The sequence below is a fragment of the Aromatoleum sp. genome (assembly GCF_036675785.1).
Lineage (GTDB): Bacteria > Pseudomonadota > Gammaproteobacteria > Burkholderiales > Rhodocyclaceae > Aromatoleum.
Map to the genome: position 1 here is coordinate 17406 of NZ_JAKFEF010000051.1, position 13930 is coordinate 31335.

The following is a 13930-nucleotide window of genomic DNA, read 5'->3' on the forward strand; positions in this document are numbered from 1 at the left end:
CGCGGCAGCGGCAGCGGCAGCGGCAGCGGCTAGAATCGTCCTGCCGGACCTTCCAATGACAATAACCGTCGCATCCCCTGACTCATGACCGACTCCCATCCCCACGCGCTGCGCAGCGTCATGCTGCTGCTCGCCGCCCTGTTCCTGTTCGTGCTGCTCGACGCGACCGCGAAGCGCCTCGCCGCGAGTTACCCGGTACCGATGCTCGTCTGGGCGCGTTACGCCGTGCATTTCGTGCTGATGGTGGTTTTCCTCGCGCCGTCGATGCGCCTCAAGCTCGTCACGACGACACGGCCGGGTCGTCAGATCATCCGCGCCGCCTGCCTGCTCGCGGTCACCTTCCTGAACATCGCCGCGCTGCAGCGGATGCCGCTCGCGGAGACGACCGCGATGGTCTTCGCCGCACCGCTACTCGTCACGTTGATGGCCGGTCCGCTGCTCGGCGAGCGCATCGGCGCAGTGCGCTGGATCGCGGTCGTGACCGGCTTCGCCGGGGTGCTGCTGATCGCGCGGCCGGGCAGCGGACTGGTCGTCGAAGGCGTCGCGCTCGCGCTCGGCGCGGCCGTCAGCTACGCGGTGTACCAGATCCTCACGCGCCAGCTGTCGCCGACCGAATCACCGGTCAACATGCTTTTCTACACCGCGCTCGTCGGCACCGCCGTGATGACGCTGCTGCTGCCGTGGTATTGGGCCGGACCGATGCCGGGCGCCGTCGACGCGCTGCTAATCGCCTCGCTCGGCATCTATGGCGGCACCGGTCACTTCCTGCTGATCCGCGCCTTCCGCGACGCGCCCGCCTCCTTGCTGTCGCCGATCCTCTATGTGCAGCTGATGTGGGCGACGCTCGTCGGCTGGTTCGGATTCGGCCATTTCCCGGACGGCCTCGCTCTCGTCGGGATTCTGACGATCGGCAGCGCCGGCCTGATGATCGCGGTCGAAAGCCGCCGCGCGTCCCGGCTCCGTCCGCAGCCGCGATAGGCCTTCGCCCGCCGGAGCCGCCGATCCTCTCCGGCGCTAGAATGACGAACCGATGCACGTCGCCCTCGGGCCGGGCTTCGCCGGAACGGCTAGAATGCATCCCCTCCACATGAGGAACCCGATCCATGAGTCTTTCACAGCAGCTTCGCATCGAGATCCAGCGCAACGTCGCCACGTCGCTCGCCGAGGACGTCGGCACCGGCGACCTCACGGCACGACTAATTCCGTTCGAGACCGATGCCCGCGGGCGCGTCATCACCCGCGAAGACGCGGTGCTGTGCGGGACCGCGTGGTTCGAGGCCGCGTTCGAGGCGCTCAGCCCGGCCGCCGCCGTGGTCTGGCACGTGCGCGACGGCGACCGCATCGAGGCCGGCCAGGTGCTGTGCGACGTCGTCGCGGGCGCGCGCGTCCTGCTGACGGCCGAGCGCACCGCGCTCAATTTCCTGCAGTTGCTGTCGGGCACCGCGACGGTGACGAGACGCTTCGTCGACGCGGTCGCCGGGACCGGCGCGAAGATCGTCGATACGCGCAAGACCCTGCCGGGATTGCGTCTCGCGCAGAAATACGCGGTCGCGGTCGGCGGCGGCACAAACCACCGCATCGGCCTCTATGACGGCATCCTGATCAAGGAAAACCACATCATCGCTGCCGGCAGCGTCGCGAAGGTGCTCGAGCAAGCGCAGGAAATCGCGCCGTCGAACGTCTTCATCGAGATCGAAGTCGAGACGCTCGAGCAACTGCACGAAGCGCTCGACGCGGGCGCGAAGATGATCCTGCTCGACAACATGACCCCGGAGACGATGCGCGAAGCGGTGAAGATCGCCGCGGGACGGGCCGAACTCGAAGCATCGGGCGGCGTGAATCTCGAAAAGGTGCGCGCGATCGCCGAAACCGGCGTCGACCGTATCTCGATCGGCAGCCTGACGAAGGACGTCCGCGCGATCGACCTGTCGCTGCGCCACGTCGAGGAGTAGAGCTCGCCCTCAGGACCGCAACCGGCGCGAACCGCCCCCGGCACCCCGACCCGGCTCCCCTATTCGCTCCCGATTCCCCGGGAATCTCCGCGCATGTCCGCGCTCGCTGCATGCGACTCGCTCGCCAGCGCGATCGCCCCCGGCTTGCCGCCCCTCACGAGCGGTTCGACATGCGTGCTGAGCACGGTATCCGTACGATTCTTCACCGCGAGTTCGACCGCATCGGCGAGATCATGCGCCCGGGCGACACTCCAGTGGCCCGGCACCCGAAGATCGACATGTGCGAAACGCATCGCTCCGGCGGCCCGCGTGCGGAGGTTTGCGAAGCGGCAGCCCTGGACCGCGAACGACTGCAGCACCGCTTCGATTTCCCGGATGTCGTCGCGATCGAGGGCGCGGTCCATCAGGCCGTCGACCGAGCGATGCATCAGATGCGAGCCCTCGCGCAGAATGTTCAGCGCGACCGCGATCGCGACGAGCGGATCCAGCCAGTTCCAGCCGCTAACGCTCGCGAGGCCGACGCCGCCGACGACTCCCGCGGTCGTCCAGACGTCCGTCATCAGGTGCCGCGCGTCCGCTTCGAGCGCGAGCGAGCGATGCGCCCGGCCGACGCGGAAGAGGACTTTCGCGACGAGGAAGTTCAGCAGGCTTGCGCCGACCGATAGCGCGGTGCCGATGCCGAGCTCACCGAGCGGCTGCGGATGGATCAGCCGCTCGACCGCCGCGGCGATGATCGCGAGCGCGGCGATGAAGATCATCACCCCTTCGAACGCGGCGGAAAAATACTCCGCCTTGCCGTGCCCGTACGGATGTTCCCGGTCGGCAGGCATGCTCGCGTACGACACCATCAGCAGCGCGAATGTCGCGCCGGCGAGGTTCACGATGGATTCGAGCGCGTCCGAGAGGTAGCCGACCGAGCCGGTCAGCCACCACGCACCCGCCTTCATGCCGATCGTCGCCAGCGCGGCAAGAATCGACAGCGACAGCGCCTGGCGCGGGGTAATCGAGGTCATCGCTTGACTTGGAACGAGGTGCCGGGTCGGTCCGGCGAGTAGTAGGTGGCGAGAAGGAAGCGCTCGGCAGACAAGGCTACCGGCCGAGAGCGCCGGTCGGCGTGCGGCCGGAAGCTGCACGCCGACGCAGGCCGCCTACGTCGGCTCAGCCGGCGGCGTCGATCCGGGCGACGACGAAGTGCTTCACCGCATCGACGTCCGGCGCCATCACTTCGACCCGCTGCGGCAATTGCTCGATGCCTTCGAGTTCCGCCGGGCGTTCCGGCTCGCGGCCGAGCGCCTCGCGGATCGTCTCGGCGAACTTCACGGGCAGCGCGGTCTCGAGCACGAGCAGCGGCACACCGGCCGGCACCCGGGCCGCGCAGTCGCGCGCCACCTTCACGCCGTCGGCGGTGTGCGTGTCGATCATCACGCCATAGTCGTCGAACACGCTGCGGATCGTCGCGAGCCGGTCCGCATGCGTGCTGCGGCCGGAGACGAACGCAAAATCGCCGATGCGGGCGAAGGCTTCGGAGCCGGACAGATCGAACGCGCCGCCCGCGTCGACCGATTTCCACAATTCGGACACCTTCGCCGCGTCGCGCCCGACGAGGTCGAAGACGAAGCGCTCGAAGTTCGACGCCTTCGAGATGTCCATCGACGGGCTCGACGTGACGCGCGTCTCGGCAGCCTTGCGCGGCCGATAGACGCCGCTGCGGAAGAACTCGTCGAGCACGTCGTTCTCGTTCGTCGCGAGGATCAGCTTCGCGACCGGCAGGCCCATCTGGCGCGCGATGTGGCCGGCGCAAATGTTGCCGAAGTTGCCCGACGGCACGCAGAACGCGACCTCTTCGTCGTTCGACGTCGTTGCCGCGAAGTAGCCCTTGAAGTAATAGACGATCTGAGCGGCGACGCGCGCCCAGTTGATCGAATTGACCGCGCCGATCTTGTATGTCGCCTTGAACGCGGCGTCGTTCGACACCGCCTTCACGATGTCCTGCGCATCGTCGAACATGCCGGTGACGGCGATGTTGTAGATGTTGTCGTCCTGCAGCGAATACATCTGCGCGCGCTGGAAGGCGCTCATCTTGCCGTGCGGCGACAGCATGAACACGGTAACGCCGTGCTTGCCGCGCATCGCATACTCGGCAGCGGAGCCGGTGTCGCCGGACGTCGCGCCGAGGATGTTGATCTGCTGAGCGCGCTTGTCGAGCACGTACTCGAACAGGTTGCCGAGCAACTGCATCGCCATGTCCTTGAACGCGAGCGTCGGGCCGTTCGACAGCTCGAGCAGCCCGAAGCGGCCGGGCTCGAGCCAATGCACCGGCGTGATCTCGGCCGCATCGTCGCCGGGGCGCGCAAAGCGATAGACGTCGGCGGTGTAAGTCTTGTCGCAGATCGCCTTCAGGTCCGCCGCGGGGATGTCGGTGATGAACTTCGACAGGATCGCGAACGCGAGGTCGGCATATGACAGTTGGCGCCACGCATCGAGTTCGGCGCGTGAAATCCGCGGATAGCTTTCGGGAAGGTAGAGACCGCCGTCCGGCGCGAGGCCGCCGAGCAGGATGTCGCAGAACTCGGGTCGGGCGGCGTGGCCGCGGGTCGAGAGATACTTCACGGGGGATCCTTCAGATCAGCAGGGGTCGGACCGCGTGCGACCGGTCAGGCAGCACGGGAGCCCTTTCCGGCTCCGGCGCGCACGCGAGCCCGGCATTATCCGCCACCGGCCGCGGAGCGTCCACGCGCGAAGGCGCCTCAGTCCTGCAGCAGCGAGGGCGCGAAGCCGAAACGATAGACGCCCCATTGCCGCCCGCCGACGAAGATCGGCAGCGACAGGTCGCAGAGCACCTCCCCGGTATCCCGGACATAGGTCTGCAACAGCGCCGGTCCCTTGTTCCCGAGCGCGCGTCGGCAGGTCGGATCGTCGTAGATGCGCTTGTGCCGGCTGTACAACAGGTCGTGCTCCGGATCCCCGTTCGGCTCGACCGAAAAGCGCCGGTTATGCACCGGCATGTAGCAGTTCATGTCGAAGGCACCGCAGAACGCGACGTCCGGGATCTTCTCGAGCACCCGCTCGTAGATATCCTGCAGGTCCTTGCTGACCGCGGCGTCGTAGCTCGTGCGGTATTTGGGCGGCTGCGTTCCGGGAATCACCCGGTAGCGGGTGTCGAAGAGGTCGAGTACGCGAGCCTTGCGTTCGAGGTACGCGACGACTTCGGCACGGCTTTCCTCGGCGACGCGCGCGAGCCGGTCGTACGCCGACTCGCCGATGCGGAATCGCGACGACAGCGCGTGAAGCCCCTCGGTGTGCTCCCGCAGTTCCTTGGAGAATTGCTCCGATTCACCCATCTGCGCCGACACCTTCCCCGACAGCGCGTTGATCTCGCGAACCAACCCGTGCACGGTCTCGTCGGTGTCGCGGATCTCGTGGATCGACCGCGTGATGTCCTTCATCTGCTCGCCGACCCGCTGAAGTTCGCCGACCATCGCGGCGAAATTCTCAGACGACTTCTGCACGACCCGATGCGCGAGGTCCGAATCCTCGGCGATGCCGCGCGTCTCCGCTTCGGTCGCGCCGACGAGGCCGAGCATCTGGTCGGAGTTCTCGGTGATCGTCCCCGTCGCGATCTTCACCTTCTCGGCGAGCTTGCGCACCTCGTCCGCGACGACCGCGAAACCCCGGCCCGCTTCGCCGGCGCGCGCCGCTTCGATCGCGGCGTTCAGCGCGAGCAGATTGGTCTGGTCCGAGATGTGGTTGATCAGCATCCCGATGTCGCGGATCTTCGCGGAATGGTCGTTGAGTTCGGTGACGATGCGTTCGAACGAGCGCACCTTTTCGCTGATCCCGTAGATGCGCCCCGCGACGTCGAGCAGCTCGCGGTAATTCGCCTGCACGGCCTCGAGATTCGCCGCCGTCGCGGCGTCGATTTCGTCCGCGCGCGCGCTCACCCGCGTCACCGCCACCCGCGTCGTCTCGCTCGCGTCGAAGATCGACGCGGCAAGTTCGCGCTGGCGAGTCGCACTGATCGAGCTCTGACGGATCCGCAGATTCAGCTTTGCCGCTTCGACCGCAATGCTCGTTCCTTTCGCCCGCAGCTCGGTAATGGTCTGCCGGACGTGTGCTACGAAGCCGCCGCGCGCACCCGTCGCCTCCTCGCCGATGTCCGGGCGTTCTCCGCCCAGCTCGGCGACGGTCGATTCCGCCCCGTCGCGGCGCCTGCGCAGAAATGGCAACAACGATGCAGCGGTCGCGCTGCGCGAATGCGAACTCATGAAGTCTCCTCGATCTTGTCATTATTCAGCGGTGCGCCGAGCGGCGAACTGCCGCTAGCTTCGACGCAAGGAGGCGCCGCAGTCAACACCGCTCGTCGGCGACCGCTTCGGCAGCCGCGAGGAGCTGTCCGGTACGCATTATTTGTCCGGATCCGGCGGCCCGCGCCGGCCGCTGCGACGCGTCGGCGAGCGGCAGTGCGGCGCGCGGAAAGCGGACGTCCGCGAGTGCGCTGCGGTCGAGCGCGGCCGCCTTCGCGACGCCGCAGAGCGTCAGCACGCGGGCGAGCTCGGCGGCGAGGAGATCGATGACCGAGCGCGCGCCGGCCTCGCCGCCGCTCGCGAGGCCATACAGCGTCGCCCGTCCGATGAGCACGGCGCGCGCGCCGAGCGCGAGCGCTTTCGCGACGTCCGAACCCCGGCGGATGCCGCTGTCGAGCAGCACCGGGATGCGGTCGGCGACCGCGTCGACGATCGCCGGCAGCGCGCTGATCGACGACGGCGCGGCGTCGAGCTGCCTGCCGCCGTGATTCGACACGATGATTCCATCGACCCCCTGCGCGAGCGCGAGCCGCGCGTCGTCCGGATGCAGCAGCCCCTTCACAAGCAGCGGCCCGTCCCACAGCCGGCGCAGCCACGCGAGGCTTTCCCAGGTGAGGCTCCGGTCCATGTCCCGCGTGAGGGCAGCTGCGCCCACCGCCGCCGGCACGGGCCCCTCCTGCTCGACGAGGTTGACGAAACCCGGTCCGCCGACGGCGATCTGCCGCGCGAGCCACAGCGGATGGCGGCACAGATCGAAAAGCATGGCCGGCCCCGGACGGAACGGCAGGCGAAAGCAGTTGCGCACGTCGCGCTCGCGCATGCCGCTGACCGGCACGTCGACGGTGAGCACGAGCGCGCGGTAGCCCACCTTCTTCGCGCGGCGGACCATCTGCTCCGCGACGCTGCGTTCGCTCAGCACGTAAAGCTGGAACCAGTCGAGGCCATCGGGCTGGCGCACCGCTTCGAGGCGCATGTTCGACGCCGTCGACAGGACGAACGGAATGCCGCTCGCCGCCGCCGCGCGGGCAAGCATCAGGTCGCCCTGCGGATGGACGAAGCCGTTGAAGCCGGTCGGCGCGATGCCGAACGGCTGCCGCCAGGTGTCGCCGAAAAGCTCGATCGACGGGTCGATCCGCGTCAGGTCGCGGAGCATCCGCGGCACGATCGACACGCGGTCGAAGTCGCTGCGGTTGCGCTGCGCACAGGATTCGTCTTCGGCCGCACCATCGATATAGTCGAAGACGAAACGCGGCAGCCTGCCCTTTGCCGAGCGCCGGTAGTCGGAGATGTTCAGTTTCATTCGAAGTCCATCCGATGGCCGTCGCGCCGCTGCGCACAGGCGCGGCGGCGCCATCGGGCCGGTCGCAGAGAGCCGGAGGCCGAGGTGCGCGCCGGGCAGTAGGTGTCGAACATCGCTTCGCTCGGTCCGACCTACGGAGCTGCGCGGACGACCGCCTGCTGCTGTCGGCTTACTGCAGCGCTTCCATCCGCAAGCGCGTGATCCGGCCCTTCAGCACCGGCAGCGCTTCGATCTTCGCGATCGCGACGTTCGCGTTCTTCTCGATCGTCTCGTGCGTCAGGATGATGATGTCGGTCTGCGACTCGCCCTCGGCCGCTTCCTTCTGGATCAGCGCCTCGATCGAGATGCCGTTGTCGGCGAGGATGCGCGTGATGTCGGCGAGCACGCCCGGCTTGTCCTCGACGCGCATGCGCAGGTAATAGGACGTGACGACCTCGTCCATCGGCAGCACCTTGAGGTCGTGCACGCGGTCCGGTTGGAATGCGAGGTGCGGCACGCGATGTTCGGGATCGGCCGTATGCAGACGGGTGACGTCGACGAGGTCAGCGATGACCGCGCTCGCGGTCGGCTCGGCGCCGGCGCCCTTGCCGTAGTAAAGCGTCGACCCGACCGCGTCGCCGTGGACGACGACGGCGTTCATCGCGCCTTCGACGTTCGCGATCAGCCGCTTCGCCGGGATCAGCGTCGGATGCACGCGCAGTTCGATGCCTTCCGGGCGCATCCGCGAGATGCCGAGCAGCTTGATGCGGTAGCCGAGCTGCTCGGCGTACTTGATGTCGATGCTGTCGAGCTTCGTGATGCCCTCGACGTGCGCGGCGTCGAACTGCATCGGCACGCCGAACGCGATCGCGCTCATGATCGTCGCCTTGTGCGCGGCGTCGATGCCTTCGATGTCGAACGTCGGGTCGGCTTCGGCGTAGCCGAGCGCCTGCGCTTCCTTCAGCACGTCGGCAAACGGCAGGCCCTTGTCGCGCATCTCCGACAGGATGAAGTTCGTCGTGCCGTTGATGATGCCGGCGAGCCACTGGATGCGGTTCGCCGACAGGCCCTCGCGCAGCGCCTTGATGATCGGGATGCCGCCCGCAACCGCGGCCTCGAACGCGACCATCACGCCTTTCTTCTGCGCGGCGGCGAAGATCTCGTTGCCATGGACCGCGAGCAGCGCCTTGTTCGCGGTGACGACGTGCTTGCCGTTCTCGATCGCCTTCAACACGAGTTCCTTCGCGACGCCGTAGCCACCGATCAGCTCGACGACGATGTCGATCTCGGGGTCGGCGACGACCGAAAACGCGTCATCCGTCAGCCGGGCATCTGCACCCACGACCTTGCGCGCGAGCTCGAGGTTCTTGTCGGCCACTGCGGTGATGCGGATCGGGCGACCGGCGCGACGCGTGATTTCTTCCTCGTTGCGCTTCAGAACGGTGAAGGTACCGCCGCCGACGGTACCGATGCCCAGCAGGCCAACATTGATCGGTTTCATAAAAGCTCTTTCGGTTGATGAAGTGACAGATGCGGGACGTGACCCGCTGCGGCAGGCCGCTCTTTCAGGTCCCGCAACGCTTGCGGTAGTTCTCGAGGAAGCGCGCGATCCGCCCGATCGCGTCGCGCAGGTCGTCCTCGTGCGGCAGGAAGACGAGTCGGAAATGGTCCGGCTGCGGCCAGTTGAAGCCCGTGCCCTGAACGAGCAGCACCCGCTCCTCTTCGAGCAGTTCGGCGATGAAGGCTTGGTCGTCCTTGATCGGGTACAACTTCGGGTCAAGCCGCGGGAACATGTACAGCGTCGCTTTCGGCTTCACGCAGGTCACGCCCGGGATCGCGGTGATCAGCTGGTGCGCGAGGTCGCGCTGGCGCCGCATCCGTCCGCCTTCGCCGACGAGGTCGTCGATGCTCTGGTAGCCGCCGAGCGCGGTCTGGATCGCGTACTGCCCGGGCACGTTCGCGCACAGCCGCATCGACGCGAGCATGTTGAGCCCCTCGATGTAGTCCTGCGCGTGGCGCTTGTCGCCGCACACGACCATCCAGCCGGCGCGGTAGCCGCAGGAGCGATAGTTCTTCGACAACCCGTTGAAGACGATCGTCAGCACGTCCTCGGAGAACGACGCCATCGAGGTATGCGACGCGCCGTCGTACAGCACCTTGTCGTAGACCTCGTCCGCGTAGACGATCAGGCCGTGCTCGCGCGCGATATCGACGATGCCCTTGAGAATATGGTCGGGGTACAGCGCGCCGGTGGGGTTGTTCGGGTTGATGACAACGATCGCGCGCGTGTTCGGCGTGATCCGCGCGCGCATGTCGTCGAGGTCCGGGAGCCAGCCGTTGGTTTCGTCGCAGATGTAATGCACCGGCGTGCCGCCGGACAGGCTCACCGCGGCGGTCCACAGCGGATAGTCCGGCGCCGGTACCAGCACCTCGTCACCGATGTTCAGCAACGCGTTCATCGCCATCACGATCAGCTCCGACACGCCGTTGCCGATGTAGATGTCCTCGAGCGTGACGCCCTTGATGTGCTTCTGCTGCGTGTAATGCATCACCGCCTTGCGCGCGGCGAAGATGCCTTTCGAATCCGAGTAGCCCGCCGAGTTGGGCAAGTTGCGGATCATGTCGAGCTGGATTTCCTCGGGCGCGTCGAAGCCGAACGCGGCGAGGTTGCCGATGTTCAGCTTGATGATCTTGTGGCCCTCGTCCTCCATCTGCTTCGCCTTGACGAGCACCGGGCCGCGGATGTCGTAGCAGACGTTGGCGAGCTTCGCGGACTTGCGCACGAGTTTCGCCCCCGCCGCCTCCGGCCCGGGTTCGGGGGTTTCGGCTATCGGGGGGGCAACGCGCAGTTTCGGCTCGACGCTCATCGCAGTCCGTCCTTTCGTTCGCATGTTCTGAAAATCCCGCGCCGGACCCGGCGAAGGAGGCTCGTGGCTGCCGGGAACGGCTTCTTTTGGGCCGGCAAACCAAAAGGAGGTATCTTATCCAAGCCTGTACCCCCCGGCAATTTTGCACGACCGAGCGAGTCCATGAAGCTTAATCTCGAACAGAATCCGACCCTCAACCTGATCACCGGCTACGGTGCCGACCACGTCCTGATCAACAAGGTGCGCCATGACGGCAACCTGATCCTGACCGGCGACCGGGTCATCCCCTGGACCGCGGCCGGCGTCGAGCAGCTCGGCGCCGACGATTTCGCGGCCGTGCGCGACCTGAAGCCCGAAGTCGTCGTCGTCGGCACCGGCACGCGCCAGCGCTTTCCCGCGCCGCAGGTCCTGCGCCCGCTGATCGACGCCAACATTGGCTACGAAATCATGGATCTCGCCGCGGCCTGCCGCACGTACAACATTCTCGCGACCGAGGGCCGCGCGGTCGTCGCCGCGCTCGTTTTCGACGCGCCCTGACGCCTGCGCGTCCCGCCGACACGCCCCCTCGACCGACCGTCGACGGCGACCTCCGGGGCCACCCTTTCTTGCCGGAGACTCCATGAACGCGAATGCCCGTCCCGACGCGCCCGACTTCAGCCTTCCCGCGACCGGCAGCGGCCCGGTCTCGCTCTCCGCGCTGCGAGGCGGCAAGGTCGTGCTGTACTTCTATCCGAAGGACAACACGCCCGGCTGCACGAACGAGACCGCCGACTTCCGCGACCAGCACGCGGCCTTCGCCAGTGCCGGATGCGAAGTGTTCGGCATCTCGCGCGATAGCCTGAAGTCGCACGAAAACTTCAAGGCCAAGCTCGGCCTGCCGTTCGAGCTGATTTCCGACGCCGATGAAACCGCATGCGACGCCTTCGGCGTCATCAAGCTGAAGAACATGTACGGAAAGCAGGTCCGCGGAATCGAGCGATCGACGTTCGTGATCGATGCCGACGGCCGGGTCGCGAGGGAATGGCGCGGCGTGAAGGTCCCCGGTCACGTGGAGCAGGTCCTGGAATTTGTCCGCTCGCTCGCCTGAAACCGACCGGACGGTCCGCCGGGACCGCGCGCGACTTCAGTCCTTCGACCGTCCTTTGTCCGCGTCCCGGTAGAACCGGAATGTCCCCCGCCCGGCCGTCTTCGCCGCGTACATCGCGACGTCGGCGCACTCGATCAGGGAGGCGAGATCCTCTCCGTGTTCGGGAAAGAGGCTGATGCCGATGCTCGGCGACAATTCCAGCCGCACCCCGGTGCCGTTCCCGAGGATCTCGTAAGGCTCGCTCAGCCGCGCAAGGACATGGGTTGCGGCGCTCGTCGCCTCGTCGATGCGATGAATATGAGACAGCACCGCGACGAACTCGTCGCCGCCCAGCCGCCCGACGACATCCTCGCCCCTGACGCAATGCTGCAGCCGGTTCGCGACCTCCTTGAGCACCGCGTCGCCGACGTGGTGGCCGTAGGTGTCGTTGATCGGCTTGAAGCGATCGAGGTCGATGAACATCACCGCGCTGCAAGCCCTCGCGCGCCTGCTCGCCGCCAGCAGGTGATCGGCGAATTCATGCGTGAGAGCGCGGTTGGGGAGATTCGTCAGCGGGTCGTGCAACGCGCTCTTGCGCATGATTTCTTCGCCGTGCTTGCGCTCGGTGATGTCGATGACCGAGCCGATGTATCCGAGGAAGGTCCCGTCATCCGCGAAGCGCGGACGGCCGGCGTCGAGAACCCAGCGATACTCGCCGTCCGCGCAGCGCACGCGATGCTCGTGCTCGAACGGGTTGCGCTCCCCGCTCGCCGCCAGGAAGCCGGCCGTGACCTTGTCGCGGTCGTCGGGATGGACAGCATCGAGCCAGCCGAAGCCGACGCCTGCGTCGTGGGCCTGCCCGGTGTAGTCGTACCACCCGCGGCTCAGAAAACTGCAATGCCCATCGGGCTCGGTCACCCACAGCATCGCCGGCGCGGTATCGGCCATGTTTCGAAAACGCGCTTCGCTCTCGCGCAGTGCGGCTTCCATTTCCTTGCGCGTAGTGATGTCCAGCGCGATGCCGCCCATCCGCAGCGGCGCGCCGTCGGGCCCGAAGGTCGAACGCCCTTTCGAGTGCACCCAGCGCGCCGAGGCACGCGGCTCGATCGTACGAATCTCGACGTCGTAGTCGCAATCCCCGGCCAGCGCTGCGTGAACGGCCGCGTCGACCCGATCGCGGTCATCGGGATGGAGCGCACCCAGAAAGCGCTCGTAGGTGACCGGTTCTCCGACAGGAATGCCGAACATGACCTTGCAGCGCTCCGACCATTCGAGGCGGTCCGCAATCACGTCCCAGTCCCAGTATCCGATCTCCCCCGCGTCGGTGACGTAGCGCAGTTGCGCTTCGCTGCGCGCGAGGGCGGCTTCCGTCGCGACACGCCGGCTGACGTCGCGCACGATCACCGTGGAAAGCACGCCGCCGGCCAGTTCCACCTTCGAAAACGCGGCTTCGATCGGAAACTCTTCGCCGTCCGAACGCACGCCCCGCAATTGTTGCAGTTCCGTGACCGTCCGCGATGTGACGCCTCCCGCCATGAATTCCCGCACGCGGTCGCCGTGGGTCGTCCGAAAGCGTTCGGGGATCAGGCAATCGATCGCCCGCCCCACGACATCCGGCGCCCGCCAGCGAAACATCGCTTCCGCCGCGGCGTTGAAGAACACGATGCGCTGCGCACCGTCGATGCTGATGATCGCGTCCATCGCCGACTCGACGACGCACGCAAACCGTTGACGGCTCTCGCGCAACATCTCCTCCGCCTGCCTGCGCTCGGAGATTTCACGCTCGAGGGCTTCGGTTCGCTCCTTCACCCGCTTTTCCAGGTCGGAGTAAAGCAACACGTTTTCGAGGGCGACGGCAGTGCTGTTCGCGAGCGCCTGGAGCATCCGCATTTCTCCCCCGCCCGGCCGATGTCGGTGCGCCCAGTAGTTGCCGATCGCACCCAACGGGTCCGACGAACGGATCGGCACCATCAGCATGCTCTTGACGACGGTTCTCCGAAACGCTTCGGCATTGACGCGCGGGTCGACGTCGACATCCTCGATCGCGACCGGTTGCCCGTGTTTCATGACCCATCCGCTGATGCATGACTCCATCGGGAAACGCTGACCCTTCCACAGCGGGCTGACGGCATCTTCATCCGCGTAATAGCAAAGATCGCCCTCCCGCAGGACGAAGGTCGCGCCATCGGCACCGCTCAAGCGCCGTGCGGCCCTCCGCACGATCTTCATGATCCGGTCCAGATCTCGCGCCATTGAAAGCTGCTGAATCACCTCGATCAGGCTTTCGAGTTGCAGCCGGTCTTCCCTCGGCGGGGCGCTACCGCTCACGATGAGGTTCTCATTCATGCTGCCTCCCCGCTGCGCATCTTTCTCCGATTTGAATTCGACCGGGGAAAGCCGCTGAAATTGCCCCAGGCGGCGTCGGTTGAAGAAGATTGCGAGGCGATCCTTGCGGACCGGGC

11 protein-coding genes are annotated in these 13930 nt (G+C 66.7%); 4 read left to right on the forward strand and 7 right to left on the reverse strand.

Annotation, left to right across the window (positions count from 1 at the left end):
• Positions 1-84 precede the first annotated feature (84 nt).
• Both V6M37_RS10815 and nadC read left to right on the forward strand, forming a co-directional pair.
• A complete protein-coding gene (locus V6M37_RS10815; RefSeq protein ID WP_332673111.1) occupies positions 85-978 on the forward strand; it encodes a DMT family transporter in 894 nt (297 codons plus the stop codon).
• Between the two features lie 125 nt (positions 979-1103).
• Positions 1104-1952 (forward strand): carboxylating nicotinate-nucleotide diphosphorylase, encoded by an 849-nt coding sequence (gene nadC / locus V6M37_RS10820; protein WP_332673114.1) that lies wholly within the window; start codon positions 1104-1106, stop codon positions 1950-1952.
• Positions 1953-2011: 59 nt separating this feature from the next.
• Here nadC and V6M37_RS10825 read toward each other — a convergent pair whose 3' ends face one another.
• The 6 genes from V6M37_RS10825 to V6M37_RS10850 form a co-directional block, all read right to left on the reverse strand.
• Positions 2012-2965 (reverse strand): cation diffusion facilitator family transporter, encoded by a 954-nt coding sequence (locus tag V6M37_RS10825; protein ID WP_332673116.1) that lies wholly within the window; start codon positions 2963-2965, stop codon positions 2012-2014.
• A gap of 145 nt (positions 2966-3110) precedes the next feature.
• Positions 3111-4562 (reverse strand): threonine synthase, encoded by a 1452-nt coding sequence (gene thrC / locus V6M37_RS10830; RefSeq protein ID WP_332673118.1) that lies wholly within the window; start codon positions 4560-4562, stop codon positions 3111-3113.
• Between the two features lie 137 nt (positions 4563-4699).
• Complete coding sequence (locus V6M37_RS10835) at positions 4700-6217, reverse strand: methyl-accepting chemotaxis protein (protein ID WP_332673120.1); 1518 nt, start codon at positions 6215-6217, stop codon at positions 4700-4702.
• Between the two features lie 82 nt (positions 6218-6299).
• Positions 6300-7556 carry an alpha-hydroxy acid oxidase gene (locus V6M37_RS10840; protein ID WP_332673122.1) on the reverse strand — a complete coding sequence of 419 codons (1257 nt, stop codon included), beginning with the start codon at positions 7554-7556 and terminating at the stop codon, positions 6300-6302.
• A 169-nt stretch (positions 7557-7725) separates the two neighbouring features.
• A complete protein-coding gene (locus V6M37_RS10845) occupies positions 7726-9036 on the reverse strand; it encodes a homoserine dehydrogenase (RefSeq protein WP_332673124.1) in 1311 nt (436 codons plus the stop codon).
• Between the two features lie 64 nt (positions 9037-9100).
• On the reverse strand, positions 9101-10402 hold the full coding sequence (locus V6M37_RS10850; RefSeq protein WP_332673126.1) for a pyridoxal phosphate-dependent aminotransferase: 1302 nt from the start codon (positions 10400-10402) through the stop codon (positions 9101-9103).
• A gap of 162 nt (positions 10403-10564) precedes the next feature.
• Here V6M37_RS10850 and V6M37_RS10855 point away from each other — a divergent pair, with 162 nt between their 5' ends.
• Positions 10565-10939, forward strand: a complete 375-nt coding sequence (locus tag V6M37_RS10855) for an Mth938-like domain-containing protein (RefSeq protein ID WP_332673129.1) — start codon at positions 10565-10567, stop codon at positions 10937-10939.
• An 82-nt stretch (positions 10940-11021) separates the two neighbouring features.
• Positions 11022-11489, forward strand: a complete 468-nt coding sequence (locus V6M37_RS10860) for a peroxiredoxin (protein WP_332673131.1) — start codon at positions 11022-11024, stop codon at positions 11487-11489.
• 36 nt (positions 11490-11525) lie between these two features.
• On the opposite strand, the gene V6M37_RS10865 is transcribed toward V6M37_RS10860, so the two are convergent.
• Positions 11526-13814, reverse strand: a complete 2289-nt coding sequence (locus V6M37_RS10865) for a sensor domain-containing diguanylate cyclase (RefSeq protein ID WP_332673133.1) — start codon at positions 13812-13814, stop codon at positions 11526-11528.
• Positions 13815-13930: the final 116 nt, after the last annotated feature.